This window comes from Bacillus pretiosus, assembly GCF_051294775.1.
In the GTDB taxonomy this organism is placed as follows: domain Bacteria; phylum Bacillota; class Bacilli; order Bacillales; family Bacillaceae_G; genus Bacillus_A; species Bacillus_A wiedmannii.
In genome coordinates this window covers 935955-960706 of the sequence record NZ_JBPPHF010000002.1, presented here as the reverse complement: position 1 = coordinate 960706, position 24752 = coordinate 935955, and the positions used below count along the sequence as shown (strand labels likewise).

The window sequence follows — 24752 nt, the reverse complement described above, 5'->3', positions numbered from 1 at the left end:
ATTTTCCTCCTTAATGCACATTACAAGTTTATTACTTTAACTCCTTGTACGTAGATGTTTACAGAATCTACTGCTAGTCCTACAGTTTGATCTAATGTATATTTCACTTTCGTCTGCACGTTATGTGCTACTTCTGAAATTTTCGTACCATAGCTCACAATAATATACATATCAATATGTACTTCATCTTCATCTTTACGAACAATAACACCTCTAGTGAAGTTTTCTTTTCGTAAAATGTCTGTTAAACCATCTTTTAACTGATTTTTTGATGCCATACCTACGATACCGTAGCAATCTACTGCGGCACCTCCAGCAATTGTTGCAATTACATCTGTACTAATATCAATTTGACCATACTTCGTTTTAATTTCAATTGACATCTCGTTTCCCCCTTCATAAATGGTGAAAGTGAGCTAGACTACTTTAGTTACTATCATATAATCTTTTTAAAGAAAATTCCATCGTTCTTTCTTTTCACTCTCATATTTTATGTTTTAAATCACATTTGTTATGATGAGCAAAATAGTCCATTGTTATTATACAACATGTACCACTATAATATGTCAAGCAATTTTTCTTGATTTCAACTTTTCATCATCGACATATGGTGTCAAGTAATTTTTCTTGATTTCTTTTTTCTACGGTGTTGCATTCTCTTTTTAGTTGTGTTAAATTATAGTAGTGTTTTTAGCATCGCAAAAAAGACTAACATTGAAAAATTACGTATGGTAAGGTATCAAGGGAGGGAAATATAAATGGCTCGTGTTTGTGCTATCACTGGAAGAAAAGCTCGTTCTGGTAACTCTCGTTCTCACGCAATGAACGCTACAAAACGTAAATGGGGCGCTAACCTTCAAAAAGTTCGCGTACGCATCGACGGAAAAGTTCAACGTGTTTACGTTTCTGCTAGAGCATTAAAATCTGGCAAAATCGAACGTGTTTAATAATAAAAAAAAGAGCCGCTAGGCTCTTTTTTTACTATGACAATGGAAAAAGCACCGGTAATAGGTGCTTTTTTTAATCTTTTTTGAAGGTATTTAACATGGCACGAACAATTCCACCAAGAAATTTAGGTAACTTAATTGTATAAAATCTCATGGTTTCCCTCCTAATCCCCATTACTCCACTTGTTCACTATATGATGTAAGGAGCAAAATTGTTTCTTTAATCAGTGCTTCTTATCACCATTAATATGCCAGAAGTAAATGAAAAAGTACCTTTTTCCTCAACGAGTTCATTACTAATACAAAGTGTTGATCCCCATTCTATTGTTTTATTAGTTAGAGGATACTTAAAACCAAGTAATGTAATCCCTTCTACTATTTCAGTAACCGGCACAAAAGATACATAAGGGAAATTTTTATTTTCTTCAATTATATGTGTACCCACTTTTTTCACGCTTATTTCATTTTTATTGTCTACAATACACATTTCTATCCCTACTTCTAACCCTCTTAAAAGCATCTGTATATTTGCTAAACCGTGATCCAGCCTTCCACCGGTGGCACCAAAAATACGAATCAATGTCGGATTTTGTTCTAACGCCCAGTTAATCGCAATTTCTAAATCTGTTTGATCTTTTTCACGAGGAACAATATGTAAGTCATTTGTTTGCTGGCCCATCCATACTAATTCCTCTTCAGTAACTGAATCGTAATCTCCAAATGCAACAGCTGGAGTAATCCCTCCTTTTAATAGACGATATACTCCTCTATCAACTGCCGCCCACACTACTTTCTCATTTTCATATCTAGAAAAATCTGCACAATATTCCGCAGGTCCACCCGCTAAAATATGAATAATCATGTTTCCTTCCCCTTCTATTGTAAAAAGGCAATCTGCCATTCGGTAGATTGCCTTTTTACATATTTTTTCTCTATCCTTTATAAATAGTGAAAACTTACTACACTAGCAGTTTCACTAGGATAAAGACTCGTTCATTCATTATCCACGAATGACACGAATTGCTTCACCACGGTCTTTTTGATTGTATACTGCTGATCCAGCTACAAGTACATTTGCTCCTGCTTCAACACAAAGTCGTGCTGTTTCAGTGTTTACACCACCATCAACTTCAATTTCTACTTCTAGATTGCGCTCTTTAACCATTTCTGCCACTTGTTTAATTTTCGGTAATACAGAATGGATAAATTTCTGTCCACCAAATCCAGGGTTTACTGTCATAAGCAATACCATATCGATATCTTCTAATACATGCTCAATCGTCGAAACTGGCGTATGCGGATTTAATACAACTCCCGCTTTAATGCCATGAGACTTAATTAGCTGAATTGTACGATGCAAATGAGGGCACGCCTCTACATGAACAGTAATAATATCTGCTCCCGCTTTTGCGAAAGTCGGGATATAGTTATCAGGATTTTCAATCATTAAATGTACATCTAATGGTAAAGATGTAATTGGACGGATAGCTTCTACAATTAATGGTCCAATCGTAATATTTGGTACGAAATGTCCATCCATTACATCGACGTGAATGTAATCCGCTCCACCTTTTTCTACATCTTTAATCTCTTCCCCTAATTTTGAAAAATCTGCTGATAAGATCGATGGTGCAATTTTAATCATAACTAATACCTCGGCTTTCTCTCTCTAATTTCTTCTACGAATTGTTTGTAATTTTTATAACGATATTCTGTAATCTTCCCTTCTTCAACTGCTGTCTTCACAGCACATTTCGGTTCAGAAAGATGTGTACACCCTCTAAATTTACAGTATTGGCTCGCTTCTTTCAACTCTGGAAAACAATATGTAAGATCTTCTACCTCTATATCTATGAAATCCAGTGAACTAAAACCAGGTGTATCTGCAACTAGTCCGCTTCCAACCGCAATTAATTCCACGTGTCTTGTCGTATGTTTCCCGCGTCCTAAATGCGAGGAAATATCATTCGTTTTCAGTTCTAACTCTGGACGTAAAACGTTAAGCATAGAAGATTTCCCAACACCAGATTGCCCTGCAACGACAGAAATACACCCTTCTAAGAATGGTTTTAAAATATCAATACTTTCCGATGTATTTATAGAAGTAAATAATACATCATATCCCATCTCACGATAGTCATTTGCATAAGATTCAACAGTCTCTCTCATTTTTTCATCCACTAAATCCATCTTACTAATGCAAATAATCGGCTTAATGTTATGATATTCAATCAGCACTAAAAATCGATCTAATAGTCCAGGATTAAAATCTGGTTCTACTGCAGAGAAAACGAGAATCGCTTGATCAACATTAGCAATAGGAGGCCTAACAAGTTCATTTTTCCGATCAAATACTTCAAGCACATATCCTTCAGTTGGATTATCTGCTTGAAAGACAACTTGGTCTCCTACCAGTGGCGTAATTTTATTTTTTCTGAACACACCACGCCCACGGCATTGTGTAATCCCTTCTTCATGCTGCACATAATAAAATCCACTTAGAGCTTTTACAATTTTTCCTTCTGGCATATAATTCTCCTTTATTTTGTATAAAGTGAAGCTGTCATTAATATTAAATGGTTTAAAATTCTTTAAATACTTATTTCAAAACCCGTCATATATACAAGTTAATATATTTAATCTACCATCAAATTTAAAATATTATTTATAACAGTATCACTTTTATAGCTTTTTGAATCATATATTTTTGCCTGTTATACAGTCCACTATATGTAGACAGCATAACAGGCAAGAGTAATACATTCCATCCCCTCTAGAAAGAAAATGGAAGTCATTATTATTGAGTTGGGTATGGTACTTCTTTGTCGATAATTGTTACACCATCTCGTACAATTTTATAGTGTCCTTTTGTACCTTCTTGAATTACAAATTCTAAAGAAATAGTTGCCGACTCTGAAATTGTTCTAGTTTCAATTGGTCTATCCATTTTTTGTTGCATATCTTCTTTATAAATTTCTATTGTTTGCGGTTTTTTCTCACCAATTATAGAAGACTCATACGGAATAGAAATATTATCCACTTTCACTGTTTTCGTTACTTTCGGCTTAGGCCCCTCTGAGATGATAATCGTCACTTTATCTCCTTCTTTTAACGGCGTTCCTGGTTTTGGAGATTGCGAAATTACAAGTCCTTTATCAACAGTATCGGAATACTCTCGTTTTATATCTGGAGTTAGTTTTCTCTCATTCAAATAACCATTTACGCTATTTTCAGTCCATCCTGAAAAATCACCTGGTCTAATTTGATAAGGACCTTTACTTACCCAAATTTTCAGTTCTTGTTCCGCCTCTACTACCATTTGATCAGGCGTCGGAATTTGCTCTACGATTTCACCTTTTGGCCTATCATTTTCAATATAATTTATTGTAACTTGCTTATATTTTTCTTCTAATTCATTCCTTATACTCTCAAAATCTTTTCCTGTGAGATCACTCATCTTACTTTTCTTTTTTCCACCTGATTGATAGATAGTAATTTTAGAGTTTTCTTTCACGACTCTACCTGCCACAGGGTCTGTTTTTATCACATCACCGGTTTCAACATCATCTGTATATACAATATTAGGTTCCGTAACCTCAAAACCCTTTTCAACTAATGTATTTACTGCTGTCGTATACTTCATACCAGCCACATCAGGGACTTTTACATCTTTTGGAATAAAGAATCCCGGAATAACAGTAAGCGCTAACGTTATTCCAATTGCTAAAAGTAAAAATGTCGTAATTAAAACTTTAATCCATTTATTACTTCGTTTTTTCTTCTTATATAATTCCGTTTCTTCTTTTCTTTTCTGTTCATCCACTTTACTTCCTTTTAAAACAATTGTTTCATCAGTTACATTTTCGAATAATTGTTCTTGTTGAATAATCGGAATCGCTTTTGTCGCTTCCATATCTTCCGGTATGTAAAATGGCTGCTCATTTATCCTCTCTGGATATAGCGCAGTTTCAATATCTCGTTTCATCGCATTGGCAGATTGATATCGGTGAAACGGATCTTTCGCAGTTGCCTTTAATATAATATTTTCGACACTTTGCGGAATATTTTCATTCCATCTCTTTGGAGACGGAATTTCACTTTGTAAATGTTTTAAAGCTATAGCAACAGCAGATTCGCCAGAAAACGGTTGTCTTCCTGTTAACAACTCAAACATAACGATTCCTAGGGAATAAATATCTGATTGTTTATTTGCTATCCCGCCGCGTGCTTGTTCTGGTGATAAGTAATGCACCGAACCGAGTACCGAATTTGTATGTGTAATTGTTGTTGCACTTGTAGCTGTCGCAATTCCAAAATCTGTTACTTTTATTACTCCATCAGCTCGAATTAAAATATTGTGCGGTTTAATATCACGGTGCACAATTTCAAAATGATGGGCGTGTGCCATGGCGGATGTTAACTGCTCCATAATATCAAGAGCTTCTCCTATAGGTAACATCCCTCGCTCAATTATGTATTGCTTCAATGTTTGTCCTGGTACATACTCCATTACAAGATAATATATACCATCTTCTTCTCCGACATCATACATATTCACAATATTTGGATGCGACAACGTTGTAACAGACTGCGCTTCTCGATGGAAACGTTTAATAAACTCTTCATTATTTGAATAGTCGAGTCTTAATATTTTTACCGCTACATCTCGGCCAAGTATATCATCATGAGCTAAATACACATTGGCCATTCCACCACCACCAATCATTTTCAGCAGCTTATAACGGTCATTTAAGCGTTTTCCAATCAGCACGTTGCACTTCACCTACTTTCGTTTGTCGAACCCGCATAATCAATAAGAACAAGGGTGATATTATCTTCCCCGCCACGATCATTCGCCAATTGAATGAGACGTTGTCCCTTAGTTTCAAGCTGTTCATTTAACTGTAAAATTTGTTGCATATCAGCAATAGAAACTTTGTTAGATAGCCCATCCGAGCAAAGAAGTAACTGATCATCTTCCTCAAGCACCAATGTTTTAACATCTAATCCGACTTTTTCTTCTGTTCCTAATGCCCTTAACAAAACATTCTTTTTCGGGTGATATTCTGCGTCTTCTTTTGAAATTTCACCATGTCTTACAAGTTCATTTACAAGTGAGTGATCTTCCGTTACAAGCGAGATTTCTCCCTCTGATACCATATAACAACGACTATCTCCTATATGACCTATTGTCACAAAGTTTGGCGTACAAATCGCTATTATAAGTGTTGTTCCCATACCATTACATTCTACATGTTGCTTAGAGTACTCATATATACGCTCATTAATAATCCCAACACTCGTATGTAACCACTCTTCTACTTTTTTTGGTTCATTCATATTATGCGTTTGCTTCCAATAATCATGGAATAATTGAATGGTCATCGAGCTAGCTACATCACCAGCTCGATGACCTCCCATTCCATCTGCTACTACCGCTAAAATATTTCCATCTAAATTGTGAAAAACTCCCGCACTATCTTCATTATGTTGACGAACTTTTCCTTTATCTGATAGAAACACGGCTTTCATCTCGTCACCTCGTCTCTTCTTTACGCTCCTTCGCACGTAACTGACCGCAGGCTGCATCAATATCATGACCTTGTTCACGGCGAATTGTTACATTCACTCCACGATCTTTTAACGTTTTTTCAAATAAGAAAATTTGTTCACGTGGCGTACGTACATAATCACGTTCAGGTACGTAGTTTACCGGAATTAAGTTTACATGACATTTTACACCTTTTAAAAGCGCAGCAAGTTCTTCAGCTTGCTCAACTTGGTCATTTTCTCCTCCAAATAAGCCATATTCAAACGTAATACGACGCCCTGTTCTATTTACATAGTATTTAACAGCTTCCATTAAGTCTGGTAGCTTATAAGCACGGTTAATCGGCATTAATTTTGAACGTAACTCTGTATTTGCAGAATGCAATGAAATCGCAAAATTAATTTGCATATCTTCTTCAGCGAACTTATAAATTTTTGGAACAATTCCACTTGTTGAAACTGTCATATGTCTTGCACCAATATGAATTCCTTTTTCATGGTTTACAATGCGTAAGAATGACATTAAGTTGTCGTAATTATCAAACGGCTCTCCAATTCCCATAACAACAAGCGAACTTACACGTTCTTCTGTTTCATCAAGTGCACGTTGCACTTCTACTACTTGCGCTACAATCTCTCCAGCCTCTAAGTTTCGTTTTAACCCACCAAGTGTAGATGCACAGAACGTACAACCAATACGGCATCCAACCTGTGTTGTTACACAAATAGAATTTCCATATTCGTGTCGCATTAACACTGTTTCAATAGAATAACCATCATATAGTTGGAATAAAAATTTAATTGTTCCATCAGAAGATGTTTGTTTTACTAATGTATTTAAAGTAGTAATATCAAAGGAATTCGACAATTTATCGCGTAATCCTTTAGAAAGATTCGACATGTCGTCATAATTTTTTACACGTTTTTTATATAGCCAATCAAAGATTTGTCCTGCACGGAATTTAGGTTCTCCTTGTTCCTTTAACCAATCTTGCATTTCATGAAGTTGTAAAGAATAAATTGATGGTTTCTTCGTTTCTAGATTTTTCTTTTGTTTTCTCACAGTCGTTTCCACGATGCTACACCTTCTTCCTTAAACAAGCAATATAAAAGCCATCTGTTGCAAAATAATGCGGTAAAATTCGCACTTGACCTTCATCAATATACGGATTTAACTTTTCTGGCATGCGATCTTTTATCGTAGTATCCCATTCAAATTCAGGATGCTCTTGTAAAAATTGCTTTATTACTTGTTCATTTTCTATTTTTTCTATTGTGCACGTACTATAAACAAGGCGACCACCTTGTTTTAATAACGGTGCTATTTTTTCTAGTATTGCAAGTTGAATCGTCGATAATCTTTCACTATCGCCTTTATTTTTACCTAACTTAATATCAGGTTTACGTCTAATCACACCAAATCCAGAACATGGTGCATCTACTAATATTTTATCAAATGTTTCATTCGCAAAGTGTTCTTGCACTTTTCTAGCATCTAGTGCTTTTGTTTCGACATTTTCTAGACCAAGTCTCTCCGCTTGTTGTTTAATTAAACGTACTTTGTGTGCATGTAAATCAAGAGACATAACTTGACCTGTTCCTTTTAATCGCTCTGCAATGTGCGTTGTCTTTCCGCCCGGAGCAGCACAACTATCAAGAACTTCATCTCCCTCATTCGGTTCTAAAGCGCGTGCTACAAGCATAGAACTTTCATCTTGAATAGAAAGAAAACCTTTTTTGAACGCATCTGTATGCGCTACATTCCCTCTTTCAATTTGAATTGCATCCTCTGATAAATCGCCGCGCTTCGCTTCTATACCTTCACCAGCCAACAACTCTATTGCTTCTTCTACTGTTATTTTATCAACATTTACACGCGCTGTTGGTACCGGGGGTAACATGTTCACTTCACACATTTTCTCTGCTGTCTCTAAACCATATTCAGAAGCCCAGTCTTGCACAAGCCACATTGGATGACTTGTTGCAATTGCCAAACGTTCTATTGGATCCTTGATTTCATCTACAGAAGGTACCCCTTCTCTCTGAATCGAACGTAATACCCCGTTTACCATACCAGCAATCCCTTTATGCCCGCGACGCTTTGCAATTTCAACTGCTTCATGAATAGCCGCTCTTTCTGGCACTCGGTCTAAATAAATCATTTGATATAAAGATAAGCGAAGTAATACTCTTACCCACGCCTCAACCTTCTTTTTTAAAAAAGGCTGTAAATAATAATCTAATGTGTCACGACGTTGAATCGTTCCATATACAATTTCAGTTAACAAACCAATATCTTTTCTATCAATTGCATTTTTTTCAATTAGATTATTTAAAAGTAAGTTACTGTATGCACCACTTTTTTCTACTTGAATTAAGCCATCAAGAGCTAACTCACGAACATTTTGTCTCATGCATTTTCTCCTAACTTCGTTCCAATTTCAGGTTTTGTGCCACGTAAAAATTGCGAACAACTCATACGTTTTTTACCAGAAGGTTGCAATTCAGTGATTTTAACACCTGTCTCATTCCCTGTTGCAACAACAAATCCATCTTCTTCAAGAGCTACTATTGTACCTGGTTCAGCTTTCTCTGTAATAGAGACCTTCTCTCCCCACCATACTTTAATAACTTGTCCTGCCAAAGTCGTATAAGCGACTGGCCATGGATTCAATCCGCGAATGTGATTGTATACTTCTTCACCTGTTTTTGTCCAATCAATTTTCTCTTGCTCACGTTTTATATTATATGCAAACGTTACTTCTTCTTCGTTTTGTTTAATTGGTTCTAACTTACCTTGAATTAATAAAGGTACTGTTTTAGATAGAAGGTGTGCCCCTGCTTCACTTAACTTATCGAATAAAGAGCCTGTCGTTTCACGCTCTTCAATCTCAACTTCTACTTGCGTTAAGATATCACCAGCATCCAATTTCTCTACCATATACATAATTGTAATACCCGTTTTTTCTTTACCTTCCATAATTGCATAATGGATTGGTGCACCACCACGAAGTTCAGGTAGTAAAGACGCGTGGACGTTAATACATCCATACTTCGGTGCTACTAAAATTTCATTTGGTACAATCTGACCGAAAGCAGCTGTTACAATTAAATCTGGCTCTAATGCCAAGACTTGTTCATATTCGTCTTTTTCACGAATTCTTAACGGTTGTAACACCGGAATACCATGTTTTTCTGCTTCAACTTTAACAGGTGTAGGTGTTAATACTTTTTTTCTACCTACCGGACGATCAGGCTGCGTCACAACACCTATTACATCATAGCCATCTTCGATAAGACGACGAAGCACCGGCACTGAAAAGTCCGGTGTTCCCATAAATACTACTTTTATCATTCAAAAACCGCTCCTTTTAATACCTATTCTAATTCGTTTTCCTCATAATATCTTGTCACTTTCGATGTAAATAACACACCGTGTAAATGATCGATTTCATGTTGAATTGCACGTGCTAAAAATCCTTCTGCTTCTAGTAAAAATACTTTACCTCGGCGATTTTGAGCACGTACTTTAATATAATCCGCACGTTCCACTTCACCATAAAGTCCCGGGAAGCTTAGACAGCCTTCGGGACCTACTTGTTCACCACGTTTTTCTAGTATCGATGGATTGATTAACTCGATTTTTCCCGTATCATCACCGATATCAACTACCGCAACTTGCAAGCTTACACCTACTTGAGGCGCAGCTAAACCGACTCCGTCCGCAATTAACATTGTTTCATGCATATCTTTCAACAATTTCACTAACTTTTTATCAAAGTTAATTACTCTTTCACATGGTGTTTCTAACACTTCATTTGGATGCTTTACTATTTCTAAAACTGCCATATTTCCCTCCGCTACATTAACATTGTTGGATTAAAATCAATTGAGATTTGTAGCTCTTTTTGCATTTCTGCTTGATAATGTTCATTTACCATTTTGAGCACGTTCTTTAAGTTTGGTTCCCGTTTGTATTTTATCATGCATTGATAACGATATCTATCTTTTATCCTTGGAATTGCTGAAGCAACCGGTCCTAACACCATCGTTTGTTCTGTGCAGTGCGCCCGTAAATGACCGACAATTTTTTCCGTCACTTGCACCGCCTTTAATAATTCTGGATGAGATACTGTTACAAGTACAACATAGTAATAAGGTGGATATTGTCTTGTTCGTCTCATTTGCATTTCTTGGTCAAAAAACACATCATATTGTTGGTTCTTTGCTAACTCTATACTATAATGTTCTGGCGTATACGTTTGAATTATAACTTCCCCTGGCAATTCATGTCTGCCTGCTCGTCCACTTACTTGCGTCAATAACTGATACGTCTTTTCACTCGCTCGAAAATCAGGCAAGTGAAGCATCGTATCTGCAGTTAAAACCCCGACAAGCGTTACTTTAGGAAAATCTAATCCTTTCGCAATCATTTGTGTTCCAAGTAGTATATCTGCTTTTTCTTCCCCGAACGCCTTTAATAATTTTTCATGCATTCCTTTGCGACTTGTCGTATCTACATCCATTCGAATGACTCGTGCCTCTGGAAATAGTTTTGTAATTTCTTCTTCTACCTTTTGTGTACCTGTACCAAAGAAACGAATATATGTACTTTGACAAGCAGGACACTCAGTCGGCATATTCTCTTCGTGACTGCAGTAATGACATTTTAAACGATGGTTCATTTTATGATATGTCAGCGAGATATCACAATGCGGACATTGTACAACATACCCGCAATCACGGCACATAACAAATGTAGAATGACCTCTTCTATTTAAAAAGAGCACCATCTGTTCTTTCTTTTCTAATCGATCTGCTATTTTTTCATGCAATGCCTTCGAAAACATGGAACGATTCCCGTCACGAAGTTCCTCACGCATATCAACAATCTCTACTGTTGGTAACGCTTGTTTATTCATACGTTTTTCCATCGTTAGTAATTCATACACACCTTTTTTCGCTCTTGCAAACGATTCAAGTGTCGGTGTTGCACTACCAAGAACGATAGGACATTTATGATATTGCCCCCTCCAGACAGCTATATCCCTTGCATGATACCTCGGATTATCTTCTTGCTTATAGCTCGATTCATGCTCCTCATCAATAATAATAATCCCTAAATTTTCAAAAGGAGCAAATACAGCTGAACGTGCACCAACTACAACTTTCACTTCTTTTCTTAAAATCTTACGCCATTCATCATATTTTTCTCCAACAGACAGCGCACTATGAAGAACCGCAACTTGCGAGCCAAATCTGCCTTTAAAACGATCTACCATTTGAGGCGTTAGTGCAATTTCAGGAACAAGTACAATAGCTTCTTTCCCTTTCGCGAGCACCGCTGCTATAGATTGTAAATATACTTCTGTTTTTCCGCTTCCTGTAACACCATATAGTAAAAATGGATTGTAAGTTTCATTTGTAATTGATGATAAAATCGGTGCAATAACTTGCTTTTGTTCCTCCGTAAGTGGGAATGGTTTCGTTTGTTCAAAATCATCATCGTCATACGGATTTCGGTACACTTCCACATACTTTTCTGAAATTAGCCCCTTTTTAACAAGTGCTTTAATCGGAGCGTCTGTTATTTGCAACTCTTCTGTTATCACTTTCAACGGCACACTTTTATAATTTTCCACAAAATAATAGAGTACATCTTGTTGTTTTTTACTTTTCAGTTCAAATGCTGCTAATTCCAATTTATCTTCTGACAACTCCGGTTGAACGACTCTTTGTTTCTTCTTTTGCACTTTATCTTTTACCTGATAAACAACTTCAATCGTGCCATTTTTAATTTCTTGTTGAATCGTGCGGTATAGATGCGGCTGCGTCTCAATAGCTTCCCAATCTATCGCTTCTTTGTCCTGAAATAAAAACAGTAGTTCAGGTGCTACTACTTCTTGTTTACGAAGTTGTAGACGCTTTTTATACGTAGCTTTTATCGCCGTTGGAAGCATGACTTGAAAGGCTGAAATCATATAACATAACGTTTCGCTTGTAAGCCAATATCCAAGCTTTAATAATTCCTCGTTTAAAACTGGTGTTACATCTAATATTTCATGGATTGTCTTTAGCTTCTTACTTTCTACTTCAGCCGAATCTTTGATCCCAATAATAAAACCTTGCAATTTCCTTGGGCCAAATGGAACTACTACACGCATGCCTGTCTGGACAATATCTTCCCACTTTTTAGGGATAATATAATCAAATGGTCGATCTGTCTGACGTGCAGGTACATCAACAATTACACTTGCAAATTTCATAGACGATCATCTTCTAACATCATTTCAATTTGCTTTAATATTTCACGAGCAACCTCTTTCTTCGTTAAAAGTGGTAACTCGATGACTTCTCCATCTTTTCTATACATTGTTACAATGTTTGTATCTGTACCAAATCCAGCTCCTTGTGCCTTTACATCGTTCGCAACAATCATATTCGCATTTTTCTCACGTAATTTTTTTGTTGCGTATTCTTCTACCTTTGTCGTTTCAGCCGCAAAACCGATAAGTAACTGTTGATCCTTCATCTCACCTAACGTTTTTAAAATATCTACTGTTCTCTCGAGTTCGATTACAGCATCTCCATTTTTCTTTTTCATTTTATTATCATGAACATATTTCGGGCGATAATCTGCAACTGCTGCTGTTTTAATGACAACATCTACGTTTTGATACTGTTGCAGAACTACTTCTAACATATCTTGTGCAGATTCCACTTGTACCGTATTTACATGTAATGGTGCGTTTAATGCTGTCGGTCCCGAAACAAGTATGACATCAGCACCTAAGTTCGCTGCCACTTCCGCAATTGCATATCCCATTTTCCCAGAAGAAAAATTGGTCATAAAACGCACTGGATCAATCTTTTCACGAGTTGGGCCAGCAGTTATTAATATTTTTTTTCCTTGCAACGGTTTTTGTTCGGAAAAAGCCTCTTCTAACCGTGCAATAATTGCTTCCGGTTCTTCTAGTCTTCCCTTCGCAACATAACCACACGCTAAAAAACCTTCTCCAGGCTCAATAAATGTATATCCTAACGTTTTCAACGTCATCATATTTTTTTGTACAATTTTGTTTTCATACATATGCACATTCATAGCAGGTGCAATCCACACTGGGGCTGTAGTAGCTAACAAAGTAGTTGTAATCATATCGTCTGCAATACCACCAGCTAACTTCCCAATACAATTGGCAGTAGCAGGTGCAACAAGTACTACATCTGCCCAATCTGCTAAATCGATATGTGCAATAACAGCCGAGTCTTTCTCATCGAATGTATCTGTATATACATCATGGCGAGAAAGTGCTTGAAATGTAAGAGGCGTAACAAACTTCATTGCCGACCCACTCATCATTACTTTTACAATAGCACCAGCTTGTGTCAATTTACTAGTTAACGCAGCCGCTTTAAAGACCGCAATGCCTCCTGTTACACATAGAAGTATCTTTTTCCCTTTTAGCATATGGCTCGTCCTCTTTCTTTTTCAAACTTATAATACTGAAACAGAATTCCCAGCTCATCAGTACCAATATTTCTTCCCTATCGTAAAAAAATAACAACCTACTTGTAAATAGGTTGTTACCGTTACATAGAAAATTATAAAGTCTATGTTTTAATTTGTCGAAAAGAATGTCTTAATCGATGATTTTGCCTTCGCTTGGTACATATTTTAATACTTCTGCATCGATTTCTTCTAATGATTTACCTACACATTTATGAGAAACAGGTTGCTCGATAACACAGTTATCAGCAAGTTGCATTTCACGCGCACGTTTTGCAGCTACTGTTACAAGTGTATATTTAGAATCGATTTTTGTTAATAATGAATCAATTGATGGATTTAACATAATTATAGACCCTCCGTCATTTCTTTATAATATTTTGCTACTCTTTCGCGGCGGCAATGTTCACCAACCACAATTGCTTTAATTCTTTCACAAGCTAATTCAACTTGATCGTTTTCTACAACATAGTCGTAAGCGTCCATCATTTCGATTTCTTCTTTCGCTACCGTTAAACGATTTTCAATAACATCTTCAGTTTCTGTACCACGGCCGACAATACGGTTCTTTAGTTCAGATAAACTTGGAGGTGCTAAGAAAATAAATACACCTTCTGGGAAAGCTTTCTTAACTTGAATTGCTCCTTGCACTTCAATTTCTAAGAATACATCTTTTCCTTCTTGTAATGTTTTTTCAACATAGTCAATCGGTGTTCCGTAATAATTACCTACAAACTCAGCCCACTCAAGTAATTTTTCATTACGAATCATTTCCTCAAATTCTTCTCTCTCTTTAAAGAAATAATCCACACCATCTACTTCACCTTCACGTGGCTTACGTGTCGTTACTGAAATGGAGTACTGAAAACGTGTATCCTCATGACTAAACAGCTCTTTTCGAACCGTTCCTTTACCAACCCCAGAAGGTCCTGAAAGAACGATGAGCAATCCTCTTCTACTTCTCATAAATATGTAAAACCTACCCTTCCTCACTTAAATCTTCTTTATTATTCAAACGATGTGCAATCGTCTCTGGCTGAATTGGACTTAATACCACATGCCCATCATCCATAACAATAACCGCCCTTGTTTTTCTCCCATACGTAGCATCAAGCAAAGCATTATGTTCGCGTGCTTCCTGTACTGTTCGTTTAATAGGAGCTGACTCCGGACTTACAATAGCAATAATTCGATGAGCAGATACAATATTTCCGTATCCAATATTTAAAAACCGCATGGCCATAGTTTGCGCCTCCTAGTAAGTCTATCCGATTTCTCCACCACGTATAACTTTATATATTTTTTGAAAGCTACTCAATATTTTGTACTTGTTCACGAATTTTTTCAAGGTTATTTTTCATTTCTACAACATATTTTGAAATTGTTAAGTCATTTGCCTTAGAACCAATCGTATTAATTTCTCTATGCATCTCTTGCACGATGAAATCCATTTTCCTTCCAACAGGCTCTTCAATCTGCAGTGTTTCACGAAATTGCTCTAAATGACTTTGCAAACGAACTAACTCTTCGTGAATATCACAACGCTCTGCAAAGATTGCGACTTCTGTTAACAATCTTTGTTCATCTAGATCTTGATTATGTAATTCTTTTAAGCGATTTTCTAATCGTTCACGATATTTTTGTGTAACAATCGGTACATGCGGAATAATTGCATTTACACAATTGTGAATCTCTTGTAAACGATACGCTATATCTTTATGTAATCGTTCTCCTTCGCCATCTCTCATCGTTTTTAACATATGAGCAGCTTGGCGAACAGCCTCATATAAACCGTTCTCAAATTGTTCATTTACATTTTCTACTTCTTCAATCGCTGTTACTTCTGGCATTTCCATTAATTGCTGAAGTGTAATAGAATCTTGTAATTGAAATTTTCCTTTTATATCTTCCATAATCGATTGGTACTGCTCAAGAAGCGACCAATTCACACTTAATTTTCTTTCAACAAGCCCTTCACCCGTTATACTAATAGACACTTCAATGCGTCCACGCCGAACTTGTTCTGCAATTATTTTACGAATTTTTTCTTCAAATATCATCATTTGCTTCGGAAGTCGAATACTCATCTCTAGGAAACGGTGGTTCACCGATTTCATTTCTACTGTAATTTGAAAAGTATCATTTTCTACTTTCGATCTTCCAAATCCTGTCATACTACAAATCATTTTTATCACATCCAAGCCATGAAATAACTCAATGAAAAAGGTAATAGAGACAAGGCTCTACTACCTTCTGTAAATTATATCACATTTTCATATCATTGACTATTTCAAGTTTAATCCCTTCTTATATAATACTGGCTTTTCCTTCTTCCCCTTTTTCCCTGTTAATAAAGAACCTACTAACAAGAAGGTCGGAATTGATGACAAACCTCCAATTAACAACCAATCTCTCGCTTGTATTGGCATTGTACTAAAGATCGGTTGTAGCGGTGGGTAATATATAACCACTAACATTAACAGTAAAGAAATAATAACCGCTCCTACTAAATACACGTTCCCAAACGGATTACGGTGGAAGATAGAATGTTCACTCCGGCAATCAAATACATGAATAAGTTGTGCAAGTACCAACGTCGCAAACGCCACAGTTTGTGCATATTTCAGTTCATTTGGATGTTGATTATATGCAATAATAAACGCCACTAACGTCACTGCTCCAATTAGAAAGCCACGGCTTATAATTTTCCAGGCAAGCCCTCTAGCAAATACCCCTTCTTTCGGATGACGCGGCGTTCTCTTCATAACGTCTCCTTCCGCCTTATCCAATCCTAATGCCATCGCCGGTAATCCGTCAGTCACTAAGTTCACCCATAAAATTTGAATGGGAACCATCGGCAGCGGTAATGCAAGTAACATTGCAAATAACATGACTAAAATTTCTCCTACGTTCGATGCTAATAAATAACGAATAAACTTACGTATATTCTCGTATATATTTCTACCTTCTTTAATCGCTGATTTAATCGTAGCAAAATTATCATCTAGCAAAACAAGAGAAGAAGCTTCTTTCGCAACATCTGTCCCTGTAATTCCCATCGCTATCCCAATATCCGCTGTTTTTATAGCCGGAGCATCGTTTACTCCATCACCTGTCATCGCTACTATATGCCCTTTATTTTGCAACGCCTTAACAATTTTCAATTTATGTTCAGGTGATACTCGAGCAAATACATACGTGTCTTCTACAACACTTTCTAGTTCCTCTACATCCATATTCGCGAGTTCTACTCCTTCAACAACACGTCCACGAGGTGGTAAAACCCCTAATTGTTCCGCAATTGCCATTGCTGTCACTTTATGATCTCCTGTAATCATCACTGTTCGAATACCAGCTTCTCTGCACTCTTTTACAGCCTGTTCTACCTCTGGTCTTGGCGGATCAATCATTCCCTGTATCCCGACCAACATAAAATCTTTTTCAACGTCTCTTTCATGTTCAATAGAATCTGTTACTTTTAATGGCTTAAATGCAACTGCAATTGTTCGGAGCGCTTGACTACCTAAACTATGAATAGCCGCCTGTACTTCTTTTCTATACAACTCACTTAACGGTTGTTGCTTATCCCCCCATAAAATCGTTTGACTCATTTGCAGGAGGACATCTGGTGCTCCCTTCGTAACAAGAAACTTTTTCCCCTCTCTATCTCGCACAATAACACTCATCATTTTTCGAGTTGAATCGAATGGAAATTCACGAATAATTTCAAATTTCCCTTTCAGTGCCTCACGCGTTATCCCCGCTTTCATTGCTGCAGCTACAAGTGCTCCCTCAGTTGGATCTCCATCTAATACATACGCCTTTTTCTTTTGAATAATATTTGCGTTATTACAAAGTGAACCAAATGTTAGTAGTTGATACAGTGCTTTTGTTTTAGCTGGATCGCATTCTTTTTCACCTTTCAAAAAAGAGCCATTAGGTTCATATCCTTGACCCGTAACTTTCCATAATTCCCCACCTGACCACATATGTGTTACCATCATTTTGTTTTGCGTCATTGTTCCTGTTTTATCAGAGCATATAACAGAAGCGCATCCTAACGTTTCTACCGCTGGTAACTTCCTTACAATTGCTCTCTTTTTAATCATACGCTGTACACCAAGCGATAAAGCTACTGTAACAATTGCTGGTAATCCTTCAGGAATAGCAGCAACAGCTAGCGACACGCCTGCTAAAAACATATGATACACTTCATTCCCTTGATACACACCGGCTAATACGACAAGCGCTGTCAAAACAAGAGCCACAATAATTAATATTTTCCCGAGTTGCTCTAATCTTCTTTGCAGTGGTGTTTCCATTTGCTCTGCATTTTGTAACATATTTGCAATTTGGCCCATCGCTGTATTCATACCAGTTGCTACAACGACCCCTGTTCCAGCTCCTCGTGTAATCATAGTACCCATAAAAGCCATATTTTTTTGATCACCAATTGAAACATCTTGCCCCTGCAGAGCTTCTACCTTCTTCTGCACCGGTACTGACTCTCCTGTCAAAGCTGATTCTTCGATATATAAACTTGATGCCTCAACAAGACGTACATCCGCCCCAATACGATCACCACTAGAAAATTTAATGATATCACCTAAAACAAGTGCTTTAGACGGTGCTTTTACCCAATTTCCATTCCGCATTACAGTAACTTGCGGGGCGGCTAGCTCTTTTAAAGCTTCCAGTGACTTTTCAGCCTTTCTTTCTTGAAAAAAGCCAAGAATACCATTGATAATAACAATCGCAACAATCGCAATAGAATCAATGTATTCACCTAAAAAAGCTGAAACTATTGTTGCACCAAATAAAACAAGTACCATAAAATCTTTAAACTGCGCCAAAAATACCATCAGTGCAGAAGGCCTTTTGGCTTCATCTAATTCATTTGTACCAAATTTTTTTATTCGCCCTTCTGCTTCCTTCTCTGTAAGCCCAACCTTCACATTCGTATTCGTTCTTTCTTCCACTTCGTGTGCGCGCATTCCATACCAGTTCATCCCGCTATCGACCTCCTGATTCCAGACATACTCTATTGAAAGCTTATTCAGCCTCGTCCAAAAAAATGCTATAATTAACTTTTAGTTAGAAAGGAGTGTTCATTTATGGCATTCGATGGATTATTTACAAGAGCAATTACACATGAAATTGCAAATTCTCTTTACACAGGAAGAATTTCCAAAATATATCAACCTTCAAAATACGAGATTTTATTACATATTCGAGCAAACGGAAAAAATCAAAAACTAATTCTTTCCGCTCATCCGACATATGCACGTTTACACTTAACAAATCAAAATTACGATTCACCTGCACTTCCGCCAATGTTTTGTATGCTTCTTCGTAAGCATTTAGAAGGTGGGTTCATTGAAAAAATTGAACAAATTGATTTAGAGCGCATTATTCAAATTACCGTTCGTAGCAGAAATGAAATTGGTGACGAATCGCTAAAAACATTAGTAATTGAAATAATGGGACGACATAGTAACATCATTTTAGTAGACACAAAAACAAACAATATTTTAGATAGCTTAAAACACGTTTCTTTAGCGGTAAACAGACATCGAACTGTATATGCTGGAGCGGAGTACATTGCACCACCAGCACAACATAAAATTAACCCACTCCAGATTGAAACAAATGATGAATTTATTAGACCGCTAGACTTTCTATCTGGAAATATGGATAAACAGCTTGTCGGCACCTTCACGGGAATTTCGCCGTTATTCGCAAAAGAAGTAGTGAAAAAAGCAGGTATGGTAAATGAAAAAGCATTAGCGGACGCATTTTTCTCCATACAAAAACCATTACTAACTCATACATATTCACCAACAATGACTACTTCAAATGGGAAAGAATTCTTTTATCTTTTCCCTCTTGCACACTTGCAAGGAGAAGACAAGACATTCTCATCTGTTAGTGAATTGCTAGACCGTTTCTTTTTCGGAAAAGCAGAGCGCGACCGTGTAAAACAACAAGCTTATGATTTAGAGCGCTTTATGCAAAACGAAAAAAATAAAAATGAGAAGAAACTCATTAAACTAGAAAAAACATTACAAGATGCCGGAAAAGCAGATAAATATCAACTATTCGGAGAACTACTTACAGCCAATATGTACGCTTTGAAAAAAGGTGATAAAGATATTGAAGTCGTTAACTATTACGACGAAAATGGCGGAACTGTAAAAATTACATTAGATCCTTTAAAAACACCATCTGACAATGCGCAACGCTATTTCCAAAAGTACCAAAAAGCGAAAAATTCAGTTGTTGTTGTAGAAGAACAAATCGAAAAAACTAATGAAGAAATTATTTATTTTGATAGCTTACTTCAACAAATGGAAGCTGCTTCTTCAAAAGATATTGAAGAAATTCGTGAGGAATTAGCTGAAGAAGGTTATATGCGCAATCGTAAAGCAAAAAATGCTAAGAAAAAACCAACTAAACCGGTATTGGACAAATATTTAGCTAGTGATGGAACAGAAATTTTCGTCGGTAAAAACAACAAGCAAAATGATTATTTAACAACGAAGTTTGCCCGTCGTGATGAAATTTGGTTACATACGAAAGATATCCCTGGGTCTCATGTTGTCATTCGTTCTCTTGAACCTACCGAAGAAACCGTATTAGAAGCTGCTAAAATCGCTGCCTATTTCAGTAAAGCAAAAGATTCTAGTTCTGTCCCTGTAGATTTCACTAAAATACGCCATGTCAAAAAACCGAGTGGTGCAAAACTTGGTTTTGTTACGTACGACAATCAGCAAACCGTATATGTAACACCTGATGCTGATACTGTAATGAAATTAAAAGCGTAAATAAAAAATGCGTTGCTTATAAGCAACGCATTTTTTATATTTTTTCAATTTAGTTCCTATATCCATTCAATGACTCAAAACATCTTTCTCCCCTTCAATATTGTCAAAAAAATTGACAGTGTCATTTCACAGTTGTATAAAAATTTTTACAGCATGTAAATAAAGTGCAACTCCAATCAATATTTTTTCATCCCCCTGCTATTTTTTATCTCCCCTAAAATATATGTTGTTCCTACTATCTTTTCTTCAAATATATATTTTGGCACGCTATTTGCTTTATTCAATACTGTGAATAGGGGGAATTAACATGACTTTAAAAATTAATAAAATCCAAAATCAACTACAAAACTATGAAATTGACGGATTGCTTATTACAAAAAAAGAAAACCGCCAATATGCAACTGGCTTTACAGGTAGCGCTGGCGTCGTCTTACTCTCTGCGGATAAGGCTGTTTTTATAACTGATTTTCGCTATGTAGATCAAGCAAAATCACAAATAAAAGATGCTGAAATTATTATGCATAAAGGAAATTTAGAAAAAGAAATTGCAAATCAAGTATCGAAATTAAACATTCAAAAACTCGGAATTGAAGAAAACAACATGACATTGCAACAATATAAAAACTTACAAAAATACGTACATGTAGAAATGGTTCAAGTGTGCGAAATCATCGAAAATATTCGTATCATTAAAGACACGCCTGAAATAGAAACAATGAAAATCGCAGCTAATATCGCGGACGAAGCATTTCATCACATCCTTACGTTTCTAAAACCAGGAATAAGTGAAAATGATGTACGAGATGAGTTAGAATTTTTCATGCGAAAAAAAGGGGCTACATCCTCTTCATTCCAAATCATCGTAGCTTCTGGCGTCCGTTCTTCACTTCCTCATGGAGTTGCATCCAATAAAATAATCGAACGAGGCGACGTCGTTACATTAGATTTCGGTGCACTTTACGATGGATATTGTTCCGATATAACACGTACTGTAGCAATTGGGGAACCATCAGAAGAATTCAAAAAAATATACAATGTTGTACGGGAAGCATTAAAACGTGGGACGGAAGCAATTAAACCTGGAGAAACTGCGAAAAGTATCGATGATATAACGAGAGATTACATAACTGAGCATGGATATGGCCAATATTTTGGACACTCTACTGGTCATGGTCTTGGGTTAGAAATACATGAACCTCTTCGCCTATCCCAAGAAAGTAAAGCTATTTTAGAAGAAGGTATGGTTGTTACAGTTGAACCTGGTATTTATATTCCGAACTGGGGCGGTTGTAGAATTGAAGACGATATCGTCATTACAAAAGATGGATATGAAGTGATTACAAAATCAAATCGGGAACTAATTGTTATCCCTTGTTGAAATCATAGAAAAAAATGCCACCGAATAAGGTGGCATTTTCTTTTATTCATTAGCGAATAGCTTTTCATTTACTTTTTTAGCGACTACCGCTACCAACATTAAAATGCATATTAAATATATCGATTTCGCAATAAATAACCAGCCTTGAAACATTACAATTCCATCTATTATCTCATTTCCTTTCAATAACAAAAATGGAATCGTGCTTATTACAATGACAAACTCGATGCTGAAAACAATTTTCTTTTTTCGGCTATATGCCTTCCATTCTTTCCAGCGATACATAGGTGCAAAAATCAATACTCCTATACATATGCCCTGAAACAACTGATAATAGTAAACAAACGAGCACACCATAATAACCTATTTTCTCTCTCATTCGTACTCCCCTATTCTACTTCTCCTTTAATATGTGACTTACTACGCTTATAACAATTCTTAGAAAAACAACAACGACAATTACAAGATAAAGACCTTTTGCAGAAGACATCCATTCTTGAAAAATAGACATTTTCTCCATTTGCTTCTGCCCCTCTATTAAAATAATCCCTGCGACAAATGAACAAATAACAATAATGCCTATCATACATCCGATACTTTTCTTACTATATTGTTTCATATCATCCCAGTTATATAAAAGTATAAATACAAACCCGAAAACAGGTATAATACTGATCCATTCATTACTTGTAAACAGATTCAAAATGATTAATAGACTACAAGAAAGGATGAATCCCCAAAACCCAATTTTTTTGCGCATAAACCCTCCTTAAATCCCATTTTTTGGATTAATTGTATTGTAACCTCCATTTCTACTTCTTACCATTACAGTACATGAAATTTCACTTTTTTTCTTTTTCCTATACTCACATACTTTTACTGCTTTCATACAATAAACTACACGAATGCCTAAAGGATGTGAATGTTATGGGAGTTGAATTAACGCTGTTGCATGCTCTCTATATTCTTTGTTTACTCACTATTATTACTTTTTTTATTCTCCGGAAAGATACGACGATTATTTGTATCGTTTTTATCTTTTTATTAGCATTAACTGCTACAAGTTCTATCCCTCTTGCCGTTAGCGGTATTTTTCAAAGTTTCATTTACGCTATTACTGAACTATTACCAACTATATTAATCATCTCCATTATCGTATCAATGAGCAATCTACTCGTTCATACTGGCATAAATGATACGATGATTTCACCATTTACAAAGATGATTCGTACCCCTACCCTCGCCTACTGGATTATCGGCCTTTTAATGATGACAATTTCTTTCTTCTTTTGGCCTTCTCCAGCTGTCGCTTTAATGGGAGCTATTTTATTACCCGTCGCTGTACGCGTCGGCCTTCCGCCAATTGGAGTTGCCATTGCTATGAACTTGTTCGGACACGGCATCGCCTTATCTGGTGACTTCGTTATTCAAGGTGCACCGAAATTAACAGCGGATGCTGCTGGTCTTCCTGTTTCTAGCGTTGTTTCCGCCAGTGTTCCCCTCGTTATCGTTATGGGTATTGTGACAACTTCCGTCGCATTTTTCTTCTTACGAAAAGAATTCCATACAGGCTTATCTATACAAGAATCTATCCCATCAACTGAGTCTTCTAAAACGCTCACTTCATTATCTCCTCGGACAAAAAAATGGCTCGCTATTTGTATTCCAATCGTATATGCCATCGATATCCTTTGCATGATTCAATTTAAACTACAAGGAAGCGACGCAACTGCACTTATCGGCGGGAACATTAACTATCGTTGGCATCATAACTGGATTAGATGGATCTGGCTTTTCTGGTATATCACTTGCTGGTTCAATTGCCAATCTTTTCGGAACAGCACTTGGGCATGGAACAGCTACATTAACAGCACTCGGGCAAATTGCTGCCATATGGACCGGAGGCGGGACTTTAATTCCTTGGGCACTTATTCCTGCCGCTGCCATTTGTAAAGTGGACCCATTTGAACTCGCACGCCGAAATTTTTTACCAGTTGTGATTGGCTTAATTGTCACCACGATCGTTGCGATGTTTATTCTATAACGTAAGCGAGTATTCTCTTGCTTACGTTTTTTATTGTGAAATCAATCATTTATTACTGACTTTCAAAAGGGATTATGTATATGTTAGCGAAGTTATATTAGGAGAGTATTTATTTCAAAACGTTTACGAGAAACAGATTACTTCAATTAGAAAAGGGGACATAACTATGAATGAATTGATTTTCGTCTTATTAATTTGTCCATTACTTATCTTTATCATTTCTGTTATTGGAACACGCAAGACGAAAACGTATTACGTAATGCCGATTGTAACGTTTGCTAGTTTTTTAATAATAGGTGTTATCGCCTTCACGCCAAAATTCTTCTTTTGGGTTGGCATGTATAGCATCTTCTCATTTATTGTTTCTTATATGACGCTATTGTTTGTAAGAGGATATGAAGTTGTAGAAAACGCTAAATAGTTATTAGCGAGGAGATTGTAATATGTTTTTCTTTGATGTCGATGGAACTTTACATAAAATTTTAGCAATGATATAAAAAAG

The 24752-nt window shown here is 36.5% G+C and carries 23 protein-coding genes and 2 pseudogenes; 5 read left to right on the top strand and 20 right to left on the bottom strand.

Annotated elements, in window-relative coordinates:
• Window positions 1–20: 20 nt before the first annotated feature.
• Entirely contained in the window at window positions 21–383 is a 363-nt protein-coding gene (locus ACSG5Z_RS13340) for an Asp23/Gls24 family envelope stress response protein (protein WP_000021109.1), read from the bottom strand.
• A gap of 375 nt (window positions 384–758) precedes the next feature.
• Between ACSG5Z_RS13340 and rpmB the strand changes: the two genes are divergently transcribed.
• Window positions 759–947, top strand: coding sequence for a 50S ribosomal protein L28 (gene rpmB / locus ACSG5Z_RS13335; protein ID WP_000124776.1), 189 nt, complete (start codon window positions 759–761; stop codon window positions 945–947).
• A gap of 73 nt (window positions 948–1020) precedes the next feature.
• On the opposite strand, the gene spoVM is transcribed toward rpmB, so the two are convergent.
• The 17 genes from spoVM to ACSG5Z_RS13250 form a co-directional block, all read right to left on the bottom strand.
• On the bottom strand, window positions 1021–1101 hold the full coding sequence (gene spoVM, locus ACSG5Z_RS13330) for a stage V sporulation protein SpoVM (protein WP_001213599.1): 81 nt from the start codon (window positions 1099–1101) through the stop codon (window positions 1021–1023).
• Window positions 1102–1167: 66 nt separating this feature from the next.
• A complete protein-coding gene (locus tag ACSG5Z_RS13325) occupies window positions 1168–1848 on the bottom strand; it encodes a thiamine diphosphokinase (RefSeq protein WP_060488423.1) in 681 nt (226 codons plus the stop codon).
• A gap of 99 nt (window positions 1849–1947) precedes the next feature.
• Window positions 1948–2592, bottom strand: a complete 645-nt coding sequence (gene rpe / locus ACSG5Z_RS13320; protein WP_000589963.1) for a ribulose-phosphate 3-epimerase — start codon at window positions 2590–2592, stop codon at window positions 1948–1950.
• A gap of 2 nt (window positions 2593–2594) precedes the next feature.
• On the bottom strand, window positions 2595–3476 hold the full coding sequence (gene rsgA, locus ACSG5Z_RS13315) for a ribosome small subunit-dependent GTPase A (RefSeq protein WP_001113945.1): 882 nt from the start codon (window positions 3474–3476) through the stop codon (window positions 2595–2597).
• A 268-nt stretch (window positions 3477–3744) separates the two neighbouring features.
• Window positions 3745–5718, bottom strand: a complete 1974-nt coding sequence (prkC, locus tag ACSG5Z_RS13310; RefSeq protein WP_088064291.1) for a serine/threonine protein kinase PrkC — start codon at window positions 5716–5718, stop codon at window positions 3745–3747.
• 8 nt (window positions 5719–5726) lie between these two features.
• Window positions 5727–6479, bottom strand: coding sequence for a Stp1/IreP family PP2C-type Ser/Thr phosphatase (locus ACSG5Z_RS13305; protein WP_000648694.1), 753 nt, complete (start codon window positions 6477–6479; stop codon window positions 5727–5729).
• A gap of 4 nt (window positions 6480–6483) precedes the next feature.
• Window positions 6484–7572, bottom strand: a complete 1089-nt coding sequence (rlmN, locus tag ACSG5Z_RS13300; RefSeq protein WP_000450539.1) for a dual-specificity RNA methyltransferase RlmN — start codon at window positions 7570–7572, stop codon at window positions 6484–6486.
• 4 nt (window positions 7573–7576) lie between these two features.
• Window positions 7577–8911: a 16S rRNA (cytosine(967)-C(5))-methyltransferase RsmB gene (gene rsmB / locus ACSG5Z_RS13295; protein ID WP_001249653.1), complete on the bottom strand. Its 1335-nt coding sequence runs from the start codon at window positions 8909–8911 to the stop codon at window positions 7577–7579.
• Window positions 8908–9852, bottom strand: coding sequence for a methionyl-tRNA formyltransferase (gene fmt, locus ACSG5Z_RS13290; protein WP_087985056.1), 945 nt, complete (start codon window positions 9850–9852; stop codon window positions 8908–8910). Before fmt ends, rsmB begins: the two co-directional genes overlap by 4 nt.
• 23 nt (window positions 9853–9875) lie before the next feature.
• On the bottom strand, window positions 9876–10346 hold the full coding sequence (gene def / locus ACSG5Z_RS13285; protein WP_000279468.1) for a peptide deformylase: 471 nt from the start codon (window positions 10344–10346) through the stop codon (window positions 9876–9878).
• A gap of 11 nt (window positions 10347–10357) precedes the next feature.
• Entirely contained in the window at window positions 10358–12763 is a 2406-nt protein-coding gene (priA, locus tag ACSG5Z_RS13280) for a primosomal protein N' (protein ID WP_435711525.1), read from the bottom strand.
• Window positions 12760–13965: a bifunctional phosphopantothenoylcysteine decarboxylase/phosphopantothenate--cysteine ligase CoaBC gene (coaBC, locus tag ACSG5Z_RS13275; RefSeq protein WP_435711523.1), complete on the bottom strand. Its 1206-nt coding sequence runs from the start codon at window positions 13963–13965 to the stop codon at window positions 12760–12762. The genes priA and coaBC overlap by 4 nt, the downstream gene beginning before the upstream one ends.
• Window positions 13966–14137: 172 nt before the next feature.
• Window positions 14138–14350 carry a DNA-directed RNA polymerase subunit omega gene (gene rpoZ, locus ACSG5Z_RS13270; protein WP_000933965.1) on the bottom strand — a complete coding sequence of 71 codons (213 nt, stop codon included), beginning with the start codon at window positions 14348–14350 and terminating at the stop codon, window positions 14138–14140.
• Window positions 14351–14352: 2 nt separating this feature from the next.
• Window positions 14353–14970, bottom strand: a complete 618-nt coding sequence (gene gmk, locus ACSG5Z_RS13265; protein ID WP_001257740.1) for a guanylate kinase — start codon at window positions 14968–14970, stop codon at window positions 14353–14355.
• A gap of 13 nt (window positions 14971–14983) precedes the next feature.
• Window positions 14984–15247, bottom strand: a complete 264-nt coding sequence (gene remA, locus ACSG5Z_RS13260; RefSeq protein WP_001251456.1) for an extracellular matrix/biofilm regulator RemA — start codon at window positions 15245–15247, stop codon at window positions 14984–14986.
• Window positions 15248–15314: 67 nt separating this feature from the next.
• A complete protein-coding gene (locus ACSG5Z_RS13255; protein ID WP_000563111.1) occupies window positions 15315–16190 on the bottom strand; it encodes a YicC/YloC family endoribonuclease in 876 nt (291 codons plus the stop codon).
• A 99-nt stretch (window positions 16191–16289) separates the two neighbouring features.
• Window positions 16290–19013 (bottom strand): calcium-translocating P-type ATPase, SERCA-type, encoded by a 2724-nt coding sequence (locus tag ACSG5Z_RS13250; protein WP_435711520.1) that lies wholly within the window; start codon window positions 19011–19013, stop codon window positions 16290–16292.
• A gap of 105 nt (window positions 19014–19118) precedes the next feature.
• Here ACSG5Z_RS13250 and ACSG5Z_RS13245 point away from each other — a divergent pair, with 105 nt between their 5' ends.
• Together ACSG5Z_RS13245 and ACSG5Z_RS13240 are read left to right on the top strand one after the other, a co-directional pair.
• The gene (locus tag ACSG5Z_RS13245; protein WP_087985060.1) at window positions 19119–20828 is read left to right on the top strand and encodes an Rqc2 family fibronectin-binding protein; all 1710 of its coding nucleotides are present in this window, start codon (window positions 19119–19121) and stop codon (window positions 20826–20828) included.
• 307 nt (window positions 20829–21135) lie between these two features.
• A complete protein-coding gene (locus ACSG5Z_RS13240) occupies window positions 21136–22206 on the top strand; it encodes a M24 family metallopeptidase (protein ID WP_098145696.1) in 1071 nt (356 codons plus the stop codon).
• A 42-nt stretch (window positions 22207–22248) separates the two neighbouring features.
• On the opposite strand, the pseudogene ACSG5Z_RS13235 reads toward ACSG5Z_RS13240, so the two are convergent.
• Together ACSG5Z_RS13235 and ACSG5Z_RS13230 are read right to left on the bottom strand one after the other, a co-directional pair.
• Window positions 22249–22585: pseudogene (locus ACSG5Z_RS13235) on the bottom strand (YoqO family protein).
• A gap of 15 nt (window positions 22586–22600) precedes the next feature.
• Window positions 22601–22966: a YoqO family protein gene (locus tag ACSG5Z_RS13230; RefSeq protein WP_435711518.1), complete on the bottom strand. Its 366-nt coding sequence runs from the start codon at window positions 22964–22966 to the stop codon at window positions 22601–22603.
• 167 nt (window positions 22967–23133) lie between these two features.
• On the opposite strand from ACSG5Z_RS13230, the pseudogene ACSG5Z_RS13225 reads away from it, so the two are divergent.
• Together ACSG5Z_RS13225 and ACSG5Z_RS13220 are read left to right on the top strand one after the other, a co-directional pair.
• Window positions 23134–24250, top strand: a pseudogene (locus ACSG5Z_RS13225) (hypothetical protein).
• A 166-nt stretch (window positions 24251–24416) separates the two neighbouring features.
• Window positions 24417–24671, top strand: coding sequence for a YbeF family protein (locus ACSG5Z_RS13220; RefSeq protein WP_001003926.1), 255 nt, complete (start codon window positions 24417–24419; stop codon window positions 24669–24671).
• The last annotated feature ends 81 nt before the right edge of the window (window positions 24672–24752 follow it).